This is a genomic window from Dinoroseobacter sp. S124A, from assembly GCF_049801015.1.
In the GTDB taxonomy this organism is placed as follows: Bacteria; Pseudomonadota; Alphaproteobacteria; order Rhodobacterales; family Rhodobacteraceae; genus Dinoroseobacter.
Genome location: NZ_JBNAGD010000008.1, coordinates 166,271 through 187,371, shown reverse-complemented (window position 1 = coordinate 187,371; position 21,101 = coordinate 166,271). Strand labels below are relative to the sequence as shown.

23 protein-coding genes are annotated in these 21,101 nt (G+C 63.6%); 11 read left to right on the top strand and 12 right to left on the bottom strand.

Annotated elements, in window-relative coordinates; translation table 11 throughout:
* The first annotated feature begins 71 nt into the window (after positions 1-71).
* From ACP15I_RS18600 to ACP15I_RS18570, 7 genes are all read left to right on the top strand, one after another.
* Positions 72-1,493 (top strand): PLP-dependent aminotransferase family protein, encoded by a 1,422-nt coding sequence (locus ACP15I_RS18600; RefSeq protein WP_424976222.1) that lies wholly within the window; start codon positions 72-74, stop codon positions 1,491-1,493.
* A 150-nt stretch (positions 1,494-1,643) separates the two neighbouring features.
* Positions 1,644-2,102, top strand: coding sequence for a 50S ribosomal protein L13 (rplM, locus tag ACP15I_RS18595; RefSeq protein WP_424967475.1), 459 nt, complete (start codon positions 1,644-1,646; stop codon positions 2,100-2,102).
* Between the two features lie 4 nt (positions 2,103-2,106).
* Entirely contained in the window at positions 2,107-2,601 is a 495-nt protein-coding gene (rpsI, locus tag ACP15I_RS18590) for a 30S ribosomal protein S9 (RefSeq protein WP_424967474.1), read from the top strand.
* A 167-nt stretch (positions 2,602-2,768) separates the two neighbouring features.
* On the top strand, positions 2,769-3,068 hold the full coding sequence (locus ACP15I_RS18585) for an antibiotic biosynthesis monooxygenase family protein (RefSeq protein ID WP_424976221.1): 300 nt from the start codon (positions 2,769-2,771) through the stop codon (positions 3,066-3,068).
* A 148-nt stretch (positions 3,069-3,216) separates the two neighbouring features.
* On the top strand, positions 3,217-4,089 hold the full coding sequence (locus ACP15I_RS18580) for an ABC transporter permease (RefSeq protein ID WP_424976220.1): 873 nt from the start codon (positions 3,217-3,219) through the stop codon (positions 4,087-4,089).
* Entirely contained in the window at positions 4,086-4,892 is an 807-nt protein-coding gene (locus ACP15I_RS18575) for an ABC transporter permease (protein ID WP_424976219.1), read from the top strand. The genes ACP15I_RS18580 and ACP15I_RS18575 overlap by 4 nt, the downstream gene beginning before the upstream one ends.
* Entirely contained in the window at positions 4,889-5,944 is a 1,056-nt protein-coding gene (locus tag ACP15I_RS18570) for an ABC transporter ATP-binding protein (protein ID WP_424976218.1), read from the top strand. The genes ACP15I_RS18575 and ACP15I_RS18570 overlap by 4 nt, the downstream gene beginning before the upstream one ends.
* On the opposite strand, the gene ACP15I_RS18565 is transcribed toward ACP15I_RS18570, so the two are convergent.
* The 11 genes from ACP15I_RS18565 to guaA form a co-directional block, all read right to left on the bottom strand.
* On the bottom strand, positions 5,941-6,558 hold the full coding sequence (locus tag ACP15I_RS18565; RefSeq protein ID WP_424976217.1) for a TetR/AcrR family transcriptional regulator: 618 nt from the start codon (positions 6,556-6,558) through the stop codon (positions 5,941-5,943). The two genes, ACP15I_RS18570 and ACP15I_RS18565, sit on opposite strands and share 4 nt — an antisense overlap.
* On the bottom strand, positions 6,551-7,420 hold the full coding sequence (gene ppk2 / locus ACP15I_RS18560) for a polyphosphate kinase 2 (RefSeq protein WP_424976216.1): 870 nt from the start codon (positions 7,418-7,420) through the stop codon (positions 6,551-6,553). The genes ACP15I_RS18565 and ppk2 overlap by 8 nt, the downstream gene beginning before the upstream one ends.
* Before the next feature lie 49 nt (positions 7,421-7,469).
* Positions 7,470-8,342 (bottom strand): alpha/beta fold hydrolase, encoded by an 873-nt coding sequence (locus ACP15I_RS18555; RefSeq protein WP_424976215.1) that lies wholly within the window; start codon positions 8,340-8,342, stop codon positions 7,470-7,472.
* 70 nt (positions 8,343-8,412) lie between these two features.
* Positions 8,413-9,330 carry a homoserine O-acetyltransferase MetA gene (gene metA, locus ACP15I_RS18550; RefSeq protein ID WP_424976214.1) on the bottom strand — a complete coding sequence of 306 codons (918 nt, stop codon included), beginning with the start codon at positions 9,328-9,330 and terminating at the stop codon, positions 8,413-8,415.
* Between the two features lie 37 nt (positions 9,331-9,367).
* Positions 9,368-10,240: an ATPase gene (locus ACP15I_RS18545; RefSeq protein ID WP_424967465.1), complete on the bottom strand. Its 873-nt coding sequence runs from the start codon at positions 10,238-10,240 to the stop codon at positions 9,368-9,370.
* 38 nt (positions 10,241-10,278) lie between these two features.
* Positions 10,279-11,187, bottom strand: coding sequence for a DMT family transporter (locus tag ACP15I_RS18540; RefSeq protein ID WP_424976213.1), 909 nt, complete (start codon positions 11,185-11,187; stop codon positions 10,279-10,281).
* 99 nt (positions 11,188-11,286) lie between these two features.
* Positions 11,287-12,444, bottom strand: a complete 1,158-nt coding sequence (locus ACP15I_RS18535; protein ID WP_424976212.1) for an OmpP1/FadL family transporter — start codon at positions 12,442-12,444, stop codon at positions 11,287-11,289.
* Positions 12,445-12,519: 75 nt separating this feature from the next.
* The gene (locus tag ACP15I_RS18530; RefSeq protein ID WP_424976211.1) at positions 12,520-13,410 is read right to left on the bottom strand and encodes a DMT family transporter; all 891 of its coding nucleotides are present in this window, start codon (positions 13,408-13,410) and stop codon (positions 12,520-12,522) included.
* Positions 13,410-13,763 carry a hypothetical protein gene (locus ACP15I_RS18525; RefSeq protein WP_424976210.1) on the bottom strand — a complete coding sequence of 118 codons (354 nt, stop codon included), beginning with the start codon at positions 13,761-13,763 and terminating at the stop codon, positions 13,410-13,412. Before ACP15I_RS18525 ends, ACP15I_RS18530 begins: the two co-directional genes overlap by 1 nt.
* On the bottom strand, positions 13,763-14,398 hold the full coding sequence (locus tag ACP15I_RS18520; protein ID WP_424976209.1) for a YdcF family protein: 636 nt from the start codon (positions 14,396-14,398) through the stop codon (positions 13,763-13,765). Before ACP15I_RS18520 ends, ACP15I_RS18525 begins: the two co-directional genes overlap by 1 nt.
* Positions 14,395-15,957 carry a glutamine-hydrolyzing GMP synthase gene (gene guaA / locus ACP15I_RS18515; protein ID WP_424967459.1) on the bottom strand — a complete coding sequence of 521 codons (1,563 nt, stop codon included), beginning with the start codon at positions 15,955-15,957 and terminating at the stop codon, positions 14,395-14,397. The genes ACP15I_RS18520 and guaA overlap by 4 nt, the downstream gene beginning before the upstream one ends.
* A gap of 148 nt (positions 15,958-16,105) precedes the next feature.
* Here guaA and ACP15I_RS18510 point away from each other — a divergent pair, with 148 nt between their 5' ends.
* A complete protein-coding gene (locus ACP15I_RS18510; RefSeq protein ID WP_424976208.1) occupies positions 16,106-17,653 on the top strand; it encodes a trimethylamine methyltransferase family protein in 1,548 nt (515 codons plus the stop codon).
* A 17-nt stretch (positions 17,654-17,670) separates the two neighbouring features.
* On the opposite strand, the gene ACP15I_RS18505 is transcribed toward ACP15I_RS18510, so the two are convergent.
* Positions 17,671-17,973: a DUF6477 family protein gene (locus tag ACP15I_RS18505; protein WP_424967457.1), complete on the bottom strand. Its 303-nt coding sequence runs from the start codon at positions 17,971-17,973 to the stop codon at positions 17,671-17,673.
* 226 nt (positions 17,974-18,199) lie between these two features.
* Between ACP15I_RS18505 and ACP15I_RS18500 the strand changes: the two genes are divergently transcribed.
* The 3 genes from ACP15I_RS18500 (at position 18,200) to ACP15I_RS18490 (ending at position 21,101) form a co-directional block, all read left to right on the top strand.
* Positions 18,200-19,291 carry a DUF6456 domain-containing protein gene (locus ACP15I_RS18500; RefSeq protein ID WP_424967456.1) on the top strand — a complete coding sequence of 364 codons (1,092 nt, stop codon included), beginning with the start codon at positions 18,200-18,202 and terminating at the stop codon, positions 19,289-19,291.
* Positions 19,292-19,509: 218 nt separating this feature from the next.
* A complete protein-coding gene (gene lipA / locus ACP15I_RS18495) occupies positions 19,510-20,460 on the top strand; it encodes a lipoyl synthase (RefSeq protein WP_424967455.1) in 951 nt (316 codons plus the stop codon).
* A gap of 134 nt (positions 20,461-20,594) precedes the next feature.
* Entirely contained in the window at positions 20,595-21,101 is a 507-nt protein-coding gene (locus ACP15I_RS18490; RefSeq protein WP_424976207.1) for a hypothetical protein, read from the top strand.

Here is a 21,101-nt window from a genome sequence, read left to right as displayed (position 1 = left end):
TGACACAAAGCCTGAAATCAGGCAAGTGATGGATACAATCCCGCGCAGCGTCTGTCTAAGGAAACATTGTGATGGATACAATTTGGTTTGCTGATCTGTCAGAGGCCCTTAGCAGCGCCAGAGGGCCCAAATACACGCGGCTGGCCGAAGCCTTGCGCAGGGCAATTGAAACCGGGGCGCTCGCACCCGGGGACAAGCTGCCGCCGGTGCGGGATCTGGCCTATCGCGTGTCGGTCACGCCGGGGACGGTGGCCCGGGCCTATACACGGCTGACCGATGCGGGCCTGCTGGAGACCGGCGTCGGGCGCGGGACCTTCGTGGCGCAAAAGGCTGCGCCGCCGCGGCCCATCCCCGTTCCGGAGGTGGATTCGGTGCTGCACAAATCCGGCGGCGATCCCCATGAGGTCAATCTGATCTCGCCGCATTTGCCCAATGTCGGGCAGGCGGCCCTGATCCGCGGCACCCTGATGGAGATCGCCTCCAACCCGCCCTCGGGCGTGATGCACTACCCGGGGCACCTGACGGGGCATGCGGCGCGCGAGGGGGTGGTGGACTACCTGTCGAATGTCACGCTCGGGCGTCTTGGGCCCGAGGATGTTGTGCTCTCCCATGGGGCGCAGAGTGGGATCCTGCTGGTCATGCAATCGGTGCTCTCCGGGCGTCGCCCGGTGGTTCTGGTCGAGGAGCTGGCCTATCCCGGCTACCGCCGCGCGGCGGAGCTTTTGCGGGCAGAGGTCGTGCCGGTTCCCATGGACGACCAGGGCGTGCGCCCCGACGCCCTGATCGAGATTGCGCGCCAGACCGATGCGCAATTGCTGTGTCTGTCCACCGAGGTGCAGAACCCGCTGCTGATCGCGATGAGTGCGGCGCGGCGGCTTGAGATCGTCGAGGCCGCGCGCCGCGTGAACCTGCATCTGTTGGAGGATGACACCTATCGGCTCGGCGCGGTCAGCGGCCCGGGTCTGCGCGCCCTCGCACCCGAGCGGGGCTGGTACGTCTCTTCCCTGTCAAAAACCCTCAGCCCCGCCTTGCGGTTCGGCTATGTGGTGGCGCCGGATGGCTGGGCGCAATCAACGCGACGGGCGGCGGAGGCCGGGTTCTTCGGGCTTGCCACACCGATCACCGATCTGGTGGCCGCCGTGCTCGCGCATCCGGCCTTGCCCCAGATGCAGGAGGACCTGCGCAAGGAGGTCGGCTGCTATGTGCGCGCCATGGTCAACAAGCTCGGGCGGTTCGACCTGCGCTGGCGGGAGGATGCGCTTTTTGTCTGGCTCAGCCTGCCGCCGGGATGGCGGGCCAGCGCCTTTGCCCGGGCTGCCGAGGCCGAGGGGGTGCAGATCCGGACCGCAGAGGACTACGCCGATCGCAACGGGCGCGCGCCCCATGCGATCCGTCTGGCGGTGAATGGCGGGGTGAGCCGCAAGAGTTTTGACAACGCGCTGGAACGGCTGCGCGGCCTTCTGGACCACCCGCCGGAGCGGATTGCCGTCTAGAAAGTGGGGGTATTTTAATACCTTATTTTCAAGCACCTGTTTTCGCTTGAAAAACACTAGGTAAAGGGCCTTGACCCTGACTGTAAAACCCTTAGAACGCGCCCATCAAACCGGGCAATGCCCCGGCTCACGTTCTGATAGGGCGAAGAAATGAAAACCTTTACCGCAAAACCGGCGGATATCGACAAGAAATGGATCCTGATCGACGCCGAAGGCATCGTTCTGGGCCGTCTTGCCTCGATCGTCGCCACCCGTCTTCGTGGCAAGCACAAGCCGAGCTTCACGCCGCATATGGACATGGGTGACAATGTCATCATCATCAATGCCGACAAGGTCCAGTTGACCGGCAAGAAGCGCGACAAGCCGAACTACTGGCACACGGGCTACCCGGGCGGCATCAAGTCCCGCACCACGGGTCAGATCCTCGAGGGCAAGTACCCCGAGCGCGTGGTCACCCAAGCCGTCAAGCGCATGCTGCCCGGCGGTCCGCTGTCGCGTCAGCAGATGACCAATCTGCGCGTCTATGCCGGCGCCGAGCATCCGCATGAGGCCCAGAGCCCCGAGGTGCTGGATCTGGCGTCCAAGAATTCCAAGAACACCCGGAGCTGAGTGAATGGCTGAAGAGATCAAATCCTTCGACGACCTGAGTGCCGTCGCTGAGGGCTCCGTCGCCGACGTGGCGCCCGAAACTGTCATCTCCCGTGAGCCGGTCCGCGACGAGCTGGGCCGCTCCTATGCAACGGGCAAGCGGAAAGACGCGGTTGCCCGTGTCTGGATCAAGCCGGGCTCCGGCAAGGTCACCGTGAACGGCAAGGATCTGAACGTGTATTTCGCGCGTCCGGTTCTGCAGATGATCCTGCGCCAGCCCTTCCAGGTGGCCGGTGTCGAGGACCAGTTCGACGTGACCGCCACGGTCAAGGGCGGCGGCCTCTCTGGTCAGGCCGGTGCCGTACGGCACGGGATTTCCAAGGCGCTGCAACTCTATGAGCCCTCCCTGCGGAGCGCGCTCAAGGCGGCTGGCTTCCTGACCCGCGACAGCCGTGTGGTCGAGCGGAAGAAATACGGTAAGGCCAAGGCGCGTAAGAGCTTCCAGTTCTCCAAGCGCTGATCCAGCCTGTTTCATCGACTGCAAAGGGCGTGCCATTGGGCGCGCCCTTTTTGCGTCTGCGGGCTTGACCCTCTGGCGGGGCTCGGCTTCTCTGCGCGGGACCCTGCGCCAGCCATTGCCCGCGCGTTCAACGCAGATCCACCGGAGCTTTGCAGATGTTTCTCACCATGAACCGTTTTCGCGTCAAAACCGACCACGAGGCCGCGTTTGTAGAGGTTTGGCAGTCCCGCGACAGCCATCTCAAGCAGGTTGGAGGGTTCGTATCCTTCCACCTGATGAAGGGCGATGCCGAGGACGGGATCCGGCTTTATGCGTCGCATACACTTTGGCGCGACCGCGCCTCCTTTGAGGCATGGACCAAGTCCGAGGCCTTTCGGGCTGCCCACAAGGGCGCGAAATCCAGTGCCGAGATGTATGACGGACCGCCCGTGCTCGAAGTGTTCGACAGCATTCAGGAACTGAGCTGAGCCGCCCGGACCAGCCGCAGCCGGGCGAAACCGCCCAGTTTTCGGGCCGATGGCGTCGCATGCGGGGCGCGCGCGGATTACCCCTTGTTCCCGGCGGCGCATCTTCGCATGCTGCCCCCCACTTGGACGGGGATGGCAAAGGGTGGTGATGGCGCGGTTTGGTCTCAGGACAGAGGCGGCCCAGGGCTATGCGATGATCAGCCCGCCGCTGATCTTCACGATCCTGCTGCTGGCCGTGCCACTGATCGCGATCCTCGTGCTCAGCTTCTGGACCCAGAACTTCATGGAGTTCGACCGCAGCTTCACCCTCGACAACTACCGCGAGGCGGTGACCGATCCGATCTATGGCACGCTCATGGGGCGCTCCCTCTGGATCGCGGGGGCGGTGACGGTGGTGACGGTGCTGCTGGCCTTTCCCATCGCCTATTTCGTCTCCTTCCATGTCCCGCAGGAGCGCAAGGCGCTCTGGATCTTCCTGATCACCATTCCGTTCTGGACGTCATACCTGCTGCGCGTGTTCCTTTGGAAGGTAATCCTCGGCTTCAACGGGGTTCTGAACTCCAGCCTGCAAGGGATTGGCATCATTGAGGAACCGCTGACCTTTCTGCTCTACAACGCCAATGCGGTGGTGATCACGCTGGCCCATGCCTATGCGCCGTTCACCATCCTGCCGATCTATGTGGCGCTGGAGAAAATCGACCGCTCCCTGCTGGAGGCCGCGCGGGATCTGGGGGAGAGTGCGTGGGGCACGTTCCGGCGCGTGACCCTGCCACTGGCCATGCCGGGGGTGATCGCGGCCACGTTGATCGTCTTTATCCCGGTGATCGGCGATTACGTGACCCCACGCTTGGTGGGCGGGCCGAACGGGTTGATGATCTCGAACATGATCCAGACCCAGTTCCTGCGCCTGAACAATGCGCCCATGGGGGCGGCGCTGGCGGTGTCGGCGATGACGATTGTCGGGTCCATGGCGCTCCTGCTCGTGTATCTCACGCGCAATATCGGGCGGGCCCCGAAATGAGCGCGCGGATCCTGCGGGTCTATGCGATCCTCTATCTGGTGTTTCTGTACCTGCCGGTGATCCTGTTGCCGGTCTTTGCCTTCAATGACGGCACGATCATCGCCTTCCCGCTGAACGGGTTTACAACCGCCTGGTTTGTCGAGCTGACGGCGATCCCCGCGCTGCATGAGGCTTTGGCGAATTCGCTGATCATCGCGCTGGCCACGGCGGTTCTGTCCACGACGCTCGGGGTCTTTGCGGCGCGTGCCTCGACCCGGTTCCGGTTTCCGGGAAAGGCCGGGATCATGGGCTTCATCATGGTCCCACTGGTGCTGCCCGAGATCATCGTGGCGGTCTCTCTACTGGTGGTGCTGTTGCAGTTGGGGCTGAGCCTGTCGATCTGGTCGGTGATCCTCGGTCACACCCTGATCTGCACGCCGTTCTGCATCGCCATCCTGTCGAGCAGTTTCAGCGGGCTCGACCGCTCGCTCGAAGAAGCGGCGATCGATTTGGGCGAGACGCGGCTGAGCGCGTTTCGTCTCGTTATCTTGCCACTGGTGACGCCGGGGATCGTCGCGTCGCTGCTGATTTCCTTCACCATTTCGCTCGATGAGTTCATCATCGCATTCTTTTTGACGGGCACCGAGCCGACCCTGCCGGTCTATATCTGGAGCCAGCTGCGTTTCCCGCAAAAGCTGCCGGTGATCATGGCGCTGGGGACGATCCTGATCGTGCTGTCGCTGGTTCTGATCGGCACGGCCGAGATGCTGCGCAGGCGCGGACTGCGCAAGAGCGGCCAACAAGATGCCGGAGGGTTCCTGTGACCACACCCCTGATTTCCATCGCACATCTGCAGAAATACTACGGCTCTTACCACGCGCTGCGGGATGTGTCGGTCGAGATCGGCTCGGGGGAGTTCTTTTCTCTTCTGGGGCCGTCCGGGTGTGGCAAGACCACGCTGTTGCGGACCATTGCCGGGTTCGAGACCTTTGAATCCGGCACGCTGCAGATCGACGGGCGCGACATGGCGGGGGTGCCCGCCAACAAGCGCCCGACCAATATGGTGTTTCAGAGCTATGCGATCTTTCCCCATCTGAGCGTGGCCGAGAATGTCGGCTTTGGCTTGCGGCGCCGAACCGATCTGGACGCGGCGGCCAAGGCGCGCCGGGGGGCCGAGGCGCTCGCCATGGTCGGGCTTGACGGCTACGGCGACCGGGCGGCCCATGCCCTGTCCGGCGGGCAGCGGCAACGCGTGGCTCTGGCCCGTGCGCTCGTGCTCGAGCCCAAGGTGCTGCTGCTGGATGAGCCGCTCTCGGCGCTGGACAAGAAGATGCGCGAGCAGATGCAGTCCGAGCTGCGCCGCCTGCAGCGCCATATCGGCATCACCTTCATCCTCGTGACCCATGATCAGGAGGAGGCGCTGACCATGTCCGACCGGATCGCGGTGATGTTCGAAGGTCGGATCGCGCAGCTGGCCGCGCCGCAGACCCTCTATAGCCGACCGGCGACGCGGGAGGTGGCAGAGTTCATCGGCACCATGTCCTTCCTGCCCGCCGAGGTTCAAGGCGGGGTGGCGGAGGTTGCGGGGCTTGGCCGGATGCCTGCCCCCGACGCGCCGGACGGGGCTTGTGTTGCGGGGGTGCGGCCCGAGGGGATGTCGCTGGCCGCGCCCGGTGCCGAAGGCCAAATTGCAATGGCCGAGATCGTGGAGCGCGCCTATTTCGGGGACATGACCAGCTACCGCGTGCGGCTGGACGGGACCGAGGCGCTGGTCGAGATTTCGATGAAAAACGGCCCGGGGATCTCGGTGCTTGAGCCGGGCGTGCAGACCGGCGTGCATTGGTCGCCCGAGGCGCTTGTGTTCTTTCCGGCCTAGCTGTCCTGCGGGATCAGGCCGAGCCCGCGGAGATAGATCCCGATCCCGGTTTCCAGCAAGTCCTCGGGCGGGAAGGGCGCCTTGGAGCCCGGCGCGCCCCGGGCAAAGAGCTCCACCACCCCGTGGCTCATGGCCCAGATATGCGCCGAGAACATCGAAGCCGGCGGGCGTTTATCCTCGGGGATATGCTTGGACAGGGCCTCCGCCGCGCGTTCCAGCACGGCGCGCGACTTGGCCGAGGCTGCCGCGAGTTCGGGCGTGGCCTGGTTCGAGATGCCGCTTTCGAACATCGCCATGTAATGACCCGGATGCTTGCGCGCGAAGGCGAGATAGGCACGACCCGTGGCCTCGAAGGCCGCAAGCGCCGATGGCTGGCCTTCGTTGAAGGCGAACTCCATCAGCTCGGAAAAGATCTCATGGCCCTGCAGGGCAATCTCGATGATCAGCTCATCGCGTCCGGCGAAATGGCGATAGACCGCCGCCGGCGTCACGCCCGCATTCTTGGCCGCCTCCGAGAGGGTGAAGCCGGTCGGTCCTTTCTGCTCGATCAGGACCAGCGCGGATTCCACGAGGGCCGCGCGCAGGTTGCCGTGATGATACCCGCGTTTAGGCATCCCAGATGTCCGGCCCGCCGCAGATTTGCGGGTCCTGCACCTGCACAAGCGCGTCATCCTTGCCGGTATAGTCGAGCCCGCGCAGGATCGCGCGGATCGCCGCCAGTCGCGCGCGGCGCTTGTCATCGCTGCGGATGATGGTCCAGGGGGCGATCTCGGAATGGCTGCGGGTCAGCGTCTCGGAGATCGCCTCGCTATAGGCGTCCCATTTCTTGAGCCCCTCGACATCGATCCAGCTCAGCTTCCACTGTTTGAGCGGGTCGCGTTCGCGGTCGAGAAAACGGCGCAGCTGCTCGGCCCGTCCGACATTGAGCCAGAACTTCACCAGATGGATGCCCTCATCCACGAGCATCCGCTCGAAATCCGGGAGCTGGCGAAAGAACGCGTCGCGCTCGGGCTCGGTGCAAAACCCGAACACCTGTTCGACCACGCCGCGATTGTACCAGCTGCGGTCGAAGAGCACGATCTCGCCGCCCGCGGGCAACTGGCGGATGTAGCGCTGGAAATACCATTCGGAAGCCTCGCGATCCGTGGGCTTCGAAAGCGCCACGATGCGCGTGGTGCGCGGGTTGAGGTTCTCGCGCACCCGCTTGATCGTGCCGCCCTTGCCGGCGGCATCGCGGCCTTCAAACAGCACGCAAACCCGCGCGCCGCTCTCCTTGACCCAGGATTGCAGCTTCACCAGCTCGATCTGGAGCGCGTCCAGCGTGTCCTCATACGCATCCTTGTCCATCCTCTCGTCATAGGGATAGCTCGGATTGAGGATTTCGCCCTTCTTCGCGTCCTCCAGCGCCGCGCGCACCGATTTGGGCGCGTCCTCGCGGGCGAACTGGGATATGGCACCGTCAAAGGGCAGGGACATGGGACCGATCCTTTCAGAACTGGTCGCCGCAGTATGACGATTGCGCGGGCTAGCGCAATCCGGCGGCCCGTGCGGCGCGGTTCACGGCCGCGATGACCTCCTCGGGATCTGCATGGTGCGGCATGTGACCAACGCCCTCCATCTCGACGAGGTTCCCGTTTTGCAGGATCCGCGACAGCGGGCGGGCATGGACATCGATCGGCACGATGGTGTCGGCCGTGCCATGGAGAAGTTCGACCGGCAGGGTCAGCGTATCGTAGTCCTCGGACATATCGCGGATGAACCGTTTGAGCCGGTTGACCTGCCGCGCATTGTTCCGCGCCTGGCTTGCGCGCAGTGTCAGGTCGGTCCCGACATAGTCGAGATAGCCCTCGGGCACTGCATCGGGGGCAAAGAGCGTGGTCGTGAACTCCTCGGCGCGCGATTGTGGCACAAGTGCGACCGCCACCGGCACCACGGTGGCGCCGCCGATCCGGGTCGAGGCAATGGCGTACCACGCGCCGAGACCACCCTCCCACACCATGCTGGCACCGCCCAGCGTGACCACCGCCGCCGCCTGATCCGGACGCTCCAGCGCCCAAGCGAGGGCGACCGCCCCGCCATAGCTGTGCCCGAGGATGATCGCGCGGTCCACGCCCCGCGCCGACAGCGCCTTGGCGAGGTGGCGGGCCTGTTCCTGCGGGCTCTCGCCGCGCCGGTTGATGCGGTCGGAATAGCCCAAACCGGGCCGGTCGAAGGCCAGCGTCCGGTAGCCCGCCCTGTTCAACCGTCCCGCAAGGTCGAAGGTCATGTCGCGCAGATGCCCGCTCGCCCCGTGGAGCAGAACCACCGCCGGTCCCGCACCGCTCTCGGCCACATGCACGGTCTTGCCGTCAACCTCGATCACCTCGCCCAGCGGCAAGGTCCTGTCGAACTTGTCCATCGTCGTTCCATCCGGGTCACGACGGGCACATCCTGCCACAGCCGCCACTGCGACCGTCGCCAAGCCCGCCTTAAGAACCGATCTTCTGCATGTCATAATGGGTGGTCTGGTAAATCTCATTGATCCAATTTCCATATAGGAGATGGGCATGAGATCTCCACCGGTTGAGCGGCGGTCTGCTCGGGTCGTCATCCGGATAGTAATTGCTGGGGACGTTAATCGGCGTACCGCTTTCGATGTCGCGGTCATACTCTTCCTTGAGCGTGCCGGTGTCATACTCGAAATGGTTGAAGATATAGAGCGCGCGATGCCCCAGATCCTCGACCAGACAGGGCCCGACCTCGGAGGAGCCGAGCAGGGTGGTCAGCCCCGAGGCCGCCTCGATCTCGGCCTGGCGCATTTCGGTCCAACGGCTCACGGGGATCACGCAATCATCGGAGAACCCGCGCAGATAGGGCGAGGCGGGTACCAGATTGCGGTGCCGGAAGCAGCCAAAGGCCTTGGCGGGCAGGATATGCTTCTGCACCCCGTGGAAATGGTTGATCATCGCCATCCCGCCCCAGCAGACGCCAAAGGTCGAATGCACATTGGTCTGTGTCCAGGCAAAGACCTCGCGCAGCTCGTCCCAATAGGTCACATCCTCGAAATCCAGATGCTCGATCGGCGCGCCGGTGATCACCAGCCCGTCGAACTTGCGATCCCGGACCTCTTCGAAGGGGCGATAGAAGGTCTCCATATGGGCGGCGGAGGTGTGCTTGGACTGATGCTCGGTCATGCGGATCAGCGTCAGGTCGATCTGCAACGGGGTCGCGCCCACGAGCCGCGCGAACTGCGTCTCGGTCTGGATCTTCTTGGGCATCAGGTTCAGCAGCCCGATCTGCAGAGGCCGGATGTCCTGTCGCCCCGCGCGATCCGCGCCCATCACCATCACACCCTCGGACGAAAGCACGTCGAAGGCGGGGAGGGTCTCGGGGATCTTGATGGGCATGGTGTGCGTCCGGATCTGCGGGGGTGGGAGTGCGGATTTAGGCCTTTGCCGCGCGATTGCCAAGGGCGTCGGCGATCAGCGTCTCGAAATCCGCCGCATCGCGCACCCGTGCCACGTCATCGGCGGCCACGGTCACACCCCAGTTGCGGGCCATGGCGGCATAGCGCGGCTGCCGGTGTGCCAGGGCCTTGGCATAGGTCCAGCGAATGAAGGCATCGGGATCCACGGCCTCGGGGGCAAGCCCGGTCTCGGTGAGGTACTTGGCCCAGCTGACGGCGAGAAAGGCCGGGTCATAGGCCATGGGCTTGGGCGCCTTGTCGAAGCGGCGGATGAGCTCTTCGGTATGGGCCTCGTCCCCCTCGATCCAGACGAGCAGCGTCGCGGCAGCCAGCGCGCTCAGCACCGGGTCCTTCGGGTTGTTGCCATCCACCCATTCGCAGATCGACCCGCCGCTGTCGCAGATGAAATGCGGATAGCCATAGATCGCCTTGGCGCGGTCGATGAAATGGGCGGTGTCGTGCAGGGCCGCGATCTCGGCGGCGCGGAACTGGGCTTGACGGCGGCGGTACTCGGACATTGGCACGCCGCCGCGCGCCGGATCGCCGGGTTTGCCAAGATAGGTGGAGACGGGCGAGAGGTTGTCCAGCGTGATGTTCGAGCCGATATAGATCGAGTCCGACATCAGCAGATCGCGCAGGAAGGGGACCTGCATCGCCTCGCGCTTGAAGTTGTCGACGATGTGTTCGCCCATGTAGCGCGTGCCGATCCGGTAATCGACCGAGTAGTGAAACCAGTCCCCTTCCTCGCGCAAGCGATTGGAGATATGGGTTTTTCCTAGCCCGGACATCCCAAAGAGCAGGACGCGTTTTTCCGGGGCGGCGCGCCAGTCGGCGGCACTCGAATAGATCATGGGACGCGGGCTCCGTTCCGGCGGTGTCGTGCGGCGGTTCAACCGGAAAGCAGGCGGCGGGTCAAGCGCCCGTCCAGCACGATGAGCCCGAGTGCGAGAATGCCAAAGCCGAGAAAGGCATTGGCGGGCAGCGCCTCTTGCCGGACCCAGGCGCCGAGCGGGATCGCCACGGGCACCACAAGCAGGGTGCAGAGCATCGCATTGCCCGCCCCGGCAACGGCCAGAACGCGGTAGTAGAGCAGATAGGCAAATGCTGTCGCGATCAGCGTGTAGTACCCCACGGCCAGGATTGCGCCGGGGCTTGGCAGGCTGGTCGGCACGCCATCCACAAGCAGCGCCGCGGGCACCATGATGACGCTGGAGCCCGTGAGCATACTCGCCGCTGCGATCTCGGGCGGCAGACCCTTGAGCTTGAGCCGCGCCCAGGCGGCAGCAAAGGCGTAGCAGATCGTGCCAGCGATGATCGCGAGCTGAGCGAGGGAGCGCAGGTCGAAATGGCGGAAATTGTGCAGACCGATCGCGGTGGCCACCCCGAGCATGCCCAGCGCCACGCCGACACCCCGGGCCCATGTCAGCCGCTCATCGGCAAAGACCAGCGCGGCCACCAGCACACCGAACACCGCCGTGGCCGCGTTCAGGATCGAGGTCAGCCCGGTTTCGACATGGAGTTGGCCCCAGGCCATGAGCGTGAAGGGCAGGACGTTGTTCAACAGCCCCATGACCAGAAACGCCCCCCAAAGCCGCGGCGCGCGCGGGATACGCCCGCCCCGCCAAAGCACGACGCACCACAGGGCCAGAGCGGCAAAGCCCACGCGATAGGCGACAGAGGTGACAAAGGGAATCTCGTCCAGCGCTATGCGGATCGACAGGAAGCTGCCGCCCCAGATCAGCGAGAGCAAGCCAAGCTCGGCCCAGGCCCGGGGCGTGAGGGTCTTTTGGTCTATCATGGCCACGGTCTAGCCAATTGGCACAAAGCGCGCGATCCGAAACCTGCGCAAAGAAAAACCCCCGCTTCGAAGCGGGGGTTTGTGGCGTCTGCGGTCAGATCAGAAGTAGTAGCCGATCCGGATGCCATAGCTGATCGAGGAGTTGTCGGTGAAATCCGAAATTGCCGTCCCGGGCGCGCCGAACGGCGTCTGAGACTCGGCATCTCCGAGGCGGCTGTACTCCAGGCCACCGCTGATCTTGAAACGATCGTTCGAGTAAGTCACGCCGAGTGCGATTGCATCGCGTCCGTCAATCGGGCCCAGATTGCCAAAGATGTCGCCGGACTCAGGTTCGTGAATCAACGTAACAGCACCGGACCAGTTTTCGTTGAAGCGACGCCCAATCCCCAGCTTGTAGGTAATTGTATCGCTCTGGTAGGACGCCAGCGGGTAGCTGAATCCGCCTGATGCTCCTTGGATGATCTGATCATAAAGGCTCGGGTTGATGTTGAACTCGCTCCAATCGACCCAACGGATGGACCCAAAAAGCAGTGTATCTTCGGCGATCCCTGTCTGAAACGCGAGGTTTACAGACTGCGGGATCGTCGTATCAAAATCGCCCTCCCGGGATACCGGAACATTTCCAACGCCAGCAACGGGAATAATGGCGGCCTCCGACGCGCTGAACGTGTGGTCAATAGCAGAACTGTAGGTCAAAGAAACGCGCAGCGCGATCTCGGGTTTTTCATACGCCACGCCCAGCATGTAGCCGTACTCGCGGTCATTGTTGGTTGTCAGATCATATTGGGTGGACGCGAGGAAAACGTCTCCCTCGACCTGCTGCGCGCGCAAACCGCCAACAACGCTGAAACCATTCGAGAACTTGTACATCAGATATGCTGTCAGTTCTTCGGACTCCAGATCCGCGACCGAACCCGCGAATGGGTGTCCCGTCCCGGACGGATACCTGATGGTTGCCCCGACAGGCTTGTCCAGTTTCAGGCCCACTACAAAGTTTTCGCCCAGATCCTGTTTATAGGACAAAGAGAAGACATTTTCGCCCCCCAGCATGTTGCCGGAGTTCGCGTTGCCGAACCCGGGCTGAACGACCTCGCCGCTGACGTCTGGATCCAGTCGACCAAATCCTAGCTCGACATAGGTTCCCTGTTCGAACAGAAAGTCGATCCCCTGATTGGAGCGTTCAACGCCCCCGGCATAGGCGCTGCTCGCCAGAGCCATTGCTGCTCCGCCCAACAGGGCCAAACGTGTTGTCTGCATGTTTTCCATCCCATGTGTCGCGCTTATTTTTTCGCGTAGACCGGACTATTGGCCGCACTTGAAAAATGCGTCAATCTATAACGCCGCGTCAGACGCCTTTTTCGGGCGCTCAACCCATAGATTTATGGCATTCGCGCCAATAATCAGCCCGGCCCCGAGAATAAGTGCGATCCCGACCGCCTCGCCGTAGAGAAAGAAGCCGACAATTCCGATGAGGGGAAGGCGTAGAAAGTCGAAGGGCATCACGATCACGGCGGGGGCAACGCTGAGCGCGGTGGTCAGGCAGAAATGCGCCACGAGCCCGCAAATCGCCACGACCGTGAGCCAGGGCAGGGTCTGGGCGGTGGGCCATGTGACCGTGCCGTCATGGAGCGTGGCGACCAGCCCGAACACCGCCTGCATCAGGGTCAGCCAGAAGAGGATGCAGAGGATCGTCTCGCTGCGCGTCAGGCGCTTGGTAAAGAGTGCCGAGCCTGCAAATCCCAGCGCCGAGAGCGCTGCGGTCAGCACACCGATGCTGAGCCCGCTCACATCCGGTTGCGCAACCACAAGCACGCCAGTGAAGCCGAGCCCCGCGGCCAGCAGCCGGGTCCGGGTCAGCCGTTCGCCCAGGATCAGCGGCGCGAGCAGCGTCACCCAGAGCGGCGTGGTGAATTCCAGCGCGAAGAGTTGCGCCAGAGGGATGAGGGGCAGTGCGAAGAACCACAGGTTCTGTCCGGTGAAATGACACAGGTTGCGCAGGGCGTGTATCCCGAGATGCCGGGTGCTCACCTCGCCGAGCCGACCAAAACCCGCGCCCAGCGCGAGCACCAGTCCGAACCCGATCACCGAGCGAAAGAACATGATTTCGAACGTATCGTGGGTCGCCGAGAGCGCCCGCCCGGCAATGGCCATAAGCATGAAGGAGGTGATCGCCCCCAGCATCCAGAGCGCTGCCTTGACCGGCTCGTTGCGCGCTGTATCCATCAGCGGATCAGGCAGCATCCGCGAAAGGAGCGCGGCCCCTCGTCGGTATTCACGAGGATCTCGAGGCTCAGGGGCAACGTGGTGGACAAGACCTTGCAGCTCTCGGGCTTGAGCAGGAGGGGCAGGTTCCGCTCCGGGGTCTCCAGAATATGCGTGCGGGTGCTGCGCAGCACTTCGCTTTCGTCCACGGGCGGGATCAGGGTCAGCGTGTCGGTCCCCAGAGGATCAAAGACCACAGTGCCCCCATCGATGGTCATCAGGAAATGCGGGTCGGATCCCATGCACAGCAAAGCCGCCGATGCGGGCGATGCGAGGCTGGCGATCAGCAAGGCGGAGGCAGTCAGACGCCGCATCAGTTGAGCACCGCGTCCAGCTGCGGGCCATCGACGCCGACAGCGCGCGCGACGGAATATCCTGCGGCGCGGACCACATTGCCCGCCCATTTGATCGGCTCCCATTGTGAGCCGGGCCAGACCGGGTCCTGCGGATCGGCGGCGGCGAAGTGGATGTCATCGAACCCGGCCCACCAGAAGGACGCGATGGAGCGCGCCCCGTGATACCGATGGGTGACAAGAAGGATCGGCGCCTCTTGCAGATCGGGGGCGAGGCGTGCCGTGAAAAGCGCGTTCTGCAGGGTGGAATGGGAGGCGTCTTCGACCAGAAGCGCCGCGTCTGCGACCCCTTCGGTGCGCGCAAGCTCGGCCATGAGCACGGCCTTGGGGGCCGGGTCCGTGTCGGCCTGTCCGCCGCTCATCACCAGCATGGGCGCGCGCCCTGCCTCGTAGAGTGCAATGCCGGCGCGGGTCCGGGCCTCGGTCTGGTCGGTCAGCCCCCCATCGGGGAATGCGCCGTGGGACAGCACCACGATCGCCGCGTAGTCGGAGCGGTCCGGCGGGTCGTAGAGCAGGATCCCCGCCAGGGTGGCCAGGCCGAACCCGACCAGAAGCAGCAGGCCAATTTCAGCCAGCCGCCAGAGCGCGCGTGTCATTCCCACTCGATGGTGCCCGGGGGTTTCGAGGTGATGTCATAGGTCACCCGGTTGATGCCCTGCACCTCGTTGATGATCCGCGTGGCGGTCTCGCCCAGAAACTCGTGGGTGAACGGATAGTAATCCGCGGTCATCCCATCCACCGAGGTCACGGCGCGCAGGGCGCAGGCGTAATCATATGTCCGGCCATCGCCCATGACGCCCACGGTCCGAACCGGGAGGATCGCCACATAGGCCTGCCAGATCTCGTCATACAGGCCATGTTTGCGGATCTGATCGATATAGACCGCATCGGCCTTGCGCAGGATCTCGAGCTTGGGGCGGGTGATCTCGCCGGGGCAGCGGATTGCGAGGCCGGGGCCGGGGAAGGGATGGCGTCCGATGAAGGAGGCGGGCAGGCCAAGCTCGTGGCCCAGCGCACGGACCTCATCCTTGAAGAGCTCGCGCAAGGGCTCGACCAGTTGCATCCCCATTTTCTCGGGCAGGCCACCCACATTGTGGTGCGACTTGATCGTCACCGATGGCCCGCCGGAGAAGCTGACGCTTTCGATCACGTCCGGATAGAGTGTGCCTTGGGCAAGGAAATCCGCGCCGCCGATCTCTTTCGCGTGCTTCTCGAACACTTCGATGAAGAGCCGCCCGATGATTTTGCGCTTGGTTTCCGGATCGGATTGGCCGTCGAGCTGCCCAAGGAACAGCTCGCTCTCATCGGCGTGGATCAGCGGCAGGTTGTAGTGCTCGCGGAACATGGTGACGACTTCTTCGGCCTCGTTCAGCCGCATCAGCCCGTGATCGACAAAGACGCAGGTGAGCTGCTCGCCGATCGCCTCATGGATCAGGACGGCGGCGACCGAGCTGTCGACCCCGCCCGAGAGCGCGCAGATCACCTTGCCATCGCCGACCTGATCGCGGATCTGCTGGATCGCCTGCTCGCGATAGGCGCCCATGGTCCAGTCGCCCGAGAACCCCGCCAGCTTGACGAAATTCTCATAGAGCGTCTTGCCATTCGGCGTGTGGTGCACCTCCGGGTGGAACTGGACGGCAAAGAAGTTGCGGCTCAGATCGGCGGTGATGGCATAGGGGGCGTTGGGCGACGTGCCATAAACCTCGAATCCCGGCGCGATGGCCGAGACATGGTCGCCATGGCTCATCCAGACCTGCTCCTGCCCATCGAGGAACCAGCCACTCAGCAGGTCGGGGCGGTTCTCGGCCGGCGTGACATAGGCCCGTCCGAACTCTGCCGTGCCATGGCCGCGTTCAACCTTGCCGCCGAGCATCTGCATCATCACCTGCTGGCCATAGCAGATCCCGAGGATCGGCACGCCGCGGTCGAACACGCTGGCAGGCGGGCGCGGGGAGCCGTCATCGATCACGCTGGCCGGCCCGCCAGAAAAAATCACCGCCTTGGGGTCGAACGCGTCGAGAAAGGCATCGGTGACATTCTGGAACGGGTGGATCTCGCAATAGACATTCAGCTCCCGCAGGCGACGCGCGATGAGCTGCGTGACCTGGCTGCCGAAATCGATGATGAGGAGGCGGTCATGGGAGGTCTGGGTCATGGGCTTCGTTTACGGATGCAGGCCAAGCCGTGCAAGCCCGGAGGCGCGGGCAATGTCGCTTCCCGCCGCCATGCGACGCAAATCGAGAGGAGGGCGCCCGGATCCCGGCATAGGACTGGTGTACCAACGCAAACGAACGGGGGGCGACATGGCCGAGGCAACACCGGTACGGCGGCGAGGACGCGGCGGAGGCGGGGCCGCGCGACGGGCGGAGCGGACGGCCGTGCGCTTCGATGTGGCGCCGACCATTCAGCGCAAGATCCCGAACTATGACCTGCATAGCGAGGAAACCCTCGCGATCATCGAAGCCAACGCGGAAACCGTGCTGGAAGAGATCGGTGTCAATTTTCTCGACAACCCCGCAGCGCTGGCCCGCTGGCGCGAGGCCGGGGCAGATGTGCGCGGCGAGCGGGTGCATATCCCCAAGGGGCTGGCGCGCAAGCTTTGCGCCACGGCCCCCAGTCGGTTCGTCCAGCAGGCCCGCAATCCGGCGCGCTCGGTCGAGATCGGCGGCGACGCCCTCGTACTTGCCCCGGTCTATGGCCCGCCCTTTGTGCGCGATGCGTCAGGGGGACGGCGCTATGCCACGATGGCGGATTTCGAGACCTTCGTGAAACTCGCCTACATGTCGCCCTGGCTGCACCATTCCGGGGGCACCGTCTGCGAGCCGACGGATATCCCTGTGAACAAGCGGCATCTGGACATGCTCTATGCCCATATGACCCTCAGCGACAAACCCTTCATGGGGTCGGTGACCGAGCCGAGCCGGGCGCGGGACAGTGTCGAGATGTGCGAGATCCTTTTTGGGGCCGAGCGTATGGCGCAAGGGCCGGTGATGACCTCGCTCATCAATATCAACTCGCCCCTGACCTTCGATGCGACGATGATGGGCGCGTTGGAGATCTATGCCGAAGCCGGGCAGGCCTGCATCATCTCGCCCTTTATCGTCGGTGGCGCCATGGCGCCGGTCTCGGTGGTCGGCACGCTGACCCAGGTGATGGCCGAGGTTTTGGCCGGCGTCGCCTATGCGCAGCTGGTCAAGCCCGGGGCGCCGGTGATCTTTGGCGCCTTCGTCACCTCGATCGACATGAACTCCGGCGCGCCGACCTTTGGCACACCGGAGGCTGCGCAGATCACCTATGGCGCGGGACAACTCGCGCGGCGGATGGGGCTGCCCTATCGCTCGGGCGGTGGCTTCTGCGGCGCGAAGCTTCCTGATGCGCAGGCGGGCTACGAGACGGCGAATTCCTTGAATGCCGGTCTCTTGGGGGGCGTGAACTTCATGCTTCACGCCTGTGGCTGGCTCGAAGGCGGCCTTGTGGCCAGCTTTGAGAAATTCGTGATGGATGCGGATCAGCTTGGCACATTGCACAAGATGGCTGCCGGGGCTGCGGCCGATGAAAACGCTCAGGCCATGGACGCGCTGCGCGAGGTAGGGCCGGGCGGCCACTTCCTCGGCTGTGCCCATACCCAGGCCAATTACAAGGATGCGTTCTGGCGGTCCGAGCTCTTTGACTGCAAGGCCTTTGAGACCTGGGCCGAAGAGGGTGCGCGGGACACGCAAGCCCTTGCAACGGAGCGAGTCGCGACCCTGTTGGAGCGCTATGAAGCGCCCCACATCGATGCGGGAATCGACTCGGAATTGAGAACATATATAGAACGTAAAAAGAGCGGGATGCCGGACGCCTTTATCTGAGCACCGGCAACACTTTCTTAACTGGCTTTCGCGAGCTGCGAGAACTCCGGCAACAGCCGGGTTTCCGCCATGATCGCGGCCAGAACTTCGATGTGACGCGCCACGGAATAGGCGGCAAGCCCTGACTGGCGCGTTTCTTCGAGAATGGTTTCCATCGCCATCAATTCGCCGAGTGCTTTTGCCGGAGAGACGGATTTCGTGTTTTTAATCAGTCTCTTAAGGTCGCGATCACGGTTGTAGTCCCGCAGGCCGAACCGGGCAGCGCGCATCAGGGTCTGGGGGCGGCGGAGGGTGGTGAGAGCGGAGAAAAGAGCGGTCATGAGGAGGGTTCCTTGCGTGGCTTCCTTCTCACAAAAGCACAACCTAAGATTGTGTTGCGTGCGCGCGTTGCGTTGCGTTCGGTGGGTAAATATCTGTTTATCTTTTAAAAACAATAATCGTCAAACGTGCCGTCCTTAAGACTCCGGTAACCAACGCAACCCTAGGTTGTGCTCAGCAAGCAAGATGAGGCTCAGTTTGACCAGCGCATTCTCCGCCACTCCCCGCATGACGGACCTGCCCGAATGGGTCCCCCATCATGCTCGTCATTATCTCGCCCATACCGAACTGGGGCTTTCCATTCGGTCCGTGGCGCGAGAGGCGGGCTGCGCGGCCTCTACGGTGCTTCGCCAGATCCGGAAACTTGAAACCGAGCGCGACGATCCCCTGATCGACGAAGCGCTGGACACATTGCGCCAGCACTTTACCCCCTCACCAGAAGCACAGGATGTGATTCATATGAGCGCTCACCCGCGGACCTTGCTGAAGACCGAAACCGCCAAGATCGAACGGGAGGCGCGCCGCATTCTGCGCCGTCTATGTGAGAGCGACGCGGTTCTTGCCGTCTCGCCCGAGATGGAAAAGGCCGTTGTGCTGCGGATGACCGATGGCGTGCCGCGCCGGATCGCCGTGGTCGAGCGCGGCATCGCGCAAGCCTTCGCGTTGCAGGACTGGGTGAAGTGCCGCAGCGCCGGCAAGGTGGCGCAATACGAGATCACGCATGCCGGACGGCTTGCGCTCAAGCGGCTTCTGTCCGAGGATGCCCGCCGCAAGACCGGGCTCGACAGCCCCGAAGTGGCTGCCTTTGCCGAGCAGCACCGGGAATGGGGCACCAAGCAGGTGGTCACCGGCGAGACCGGCGAGACCGCGCGGATGCGCTACAACCTCGCCGAATCCCCGATGCTCAGCCTCGCGCGGCGCCGCGATAAGGATGGCAGCCCCTTCCTGACCGATGACATGGTAAGCGCGGGCGAGCGCCTGCGCGAAGATTTCGAGCTGGCCCAGATGGGGCCGCGCACCACCCAGAACTGGGAGAAATTTCTCACCAGCACCGACCGCACCGGCTTTCAACCCGGCAGCGACCATGGGGGCGGTTCGATGAACGCGAAGGACCGCGTGCATCAGGCGCTCGCAGAGCTCGGTCCGGGCCTTGGCGATGTGGTCCTGCGCTGCTGCTGCTACCTAGAGGGTTTGGAGACCGCAGAACGCCGCATGGGCTGGTCGGCGCGTTCGGGTAAGATTGTTTTGCGAATCGCTCTTCAGCGGCTTTCCGAGCACTATAAACGTATTCATGGATCCGGCGGCGGCCTGATCGGCTGACGCTGTCCGGAACGAGGCGGGTGTGGTGGCCTGCCTTTTTTGCGCGCAGTGCCTCGGGTCAGGGGCACTGCGCGTTTTTTTGTGCAAGCTCTCGCGGGGCACCGCGCCGAGGGCCGAAAGGCTGAGACAGATCCGCGCAAACATGGCAGCTATGCAATATGTGCGCTTACTTTTTGCGCAGAACTGGTTATTTATCTTGACCAGAGGAGACCTGACCCATGCGCGATCTGAAACTGCCTGAGCAACGCCATCCTGAAAAGGCGCACCGCCCCGACAATGCACAGCCGCGCAAGCCCGACTGGATTCGTGTCAAGGCGCCGGGCGGCAAGGGCTATACCGAAACCCGCGAGATCATGCGCAACCACAACCTGGTCACGGTCTGCGAAGAGGCCGGTTGCCCGAATGTGGGCGAATGCTGGAGCCAGGGTCACGCCACCATGATGATCATGGGCGAGATCTGTACCCGGGGCTGCACGTTCTGCAATGTGGCGACGGGCAAGCCCGACGCGCTGGACGCGTTCGAGCCGGGGCGCGTCGCGGACGCGGTCAAGAAGCTCGGTCTGAACCACGTGGTCATCACCTCGGTGGACCGGGATGACGTCAAGGATGGCGGGGCGGAGCATTTCGCCATGACCATCCGGGCCGTGCGCCGCCATTCCCCGAACACGACGATCGAGATCCTGACGCCGGATTTTATCAAATGCGCTCCGGAAGCTCTGGAAGTGGTCGTCGCGGCCAAGCCTGACGTGTTCAACCACAACCTTGAAACCGTGCCAGGGCTCTATCCCGAAGTGCGGCCCGGCGCGCGCTACTTCCATTCGCTCCGCCTGCTGCAGCGGGTCAAGGAGCTGGATCCGAGCATGTTCACCAAATCCGGCATCATGGTTGGCCTCGGCGAGGATCGTCAGGGCGTGACCCAGGTGATGGATGACATGCGCGCCGCGGATGTGGATTTCCTGACCATCGGCCAGTATCTGCAGCCGACGCCGAAGCACCACGCAGTGGACCGGTTCGTCACGCCGGACGAGTTCAAGGCCTATGAAAAGGCGGCCTATGGCAAAGGCTTCCTGATGGTCTCGGCCACGCCCCTGACGCGCTCGAGCTACCATGCGGGGGATGACTTCGCGCGCCTTCGGGACAACCGCCTGAAGAAGCTCGGCGGTCTCTGAACGCTGCCTTCAGAACGCGTGGACGGAACCGGGCGGGTTTTCCGAAGATTTAGATAAAATGCCATAGTTTTGCCGAGGTTCTCCGGCAAAGCTCTCTCATCCAGATGCCAGTTCGGTTTGAGGAGTGTGGTGCTATGGCGGATATCTCATTGGCGATGCAGCGGTTTTTGTGGCTGATCTATCGGATCTTTGGCCTCGCCTGCCTTGCGGGGGCGGTGCATCTGACAATCATTGCCCTGCAGCTTGACGGGTTGCTCATCCCGCGGCGTGACCAGATTCCGGTCTACCTGCTCTGCCTGGCGCTGGCTGCTGGTGCACTCTTTCTTCTGCCGTCCACCACGCCTTATCGCATCGCCCGGATCCGGTCCGGCTTTGGCGGGGTGACGGCCATTCTCGTTCTGCTCGCCATGTCCGTGGTGCTGGTGATGAGCTTTGCCGCCGCGTTGGAGATCCCCGCCACAACACCGCTGAGCGATCACGCATCGCTCGCACGAGACCTTGTGCTCGTCTTCGCGCTGGCGGGATGCATGGCGATTGCCTGGCTGGGGCTGACGGCGACACGGGGGCAGGCCAAGCGCGTGCCGATCCTCGAGGCGACGGCCCGCAATCAGGCCCGCGCCAGCGCACAGCGCCGCGCCTGA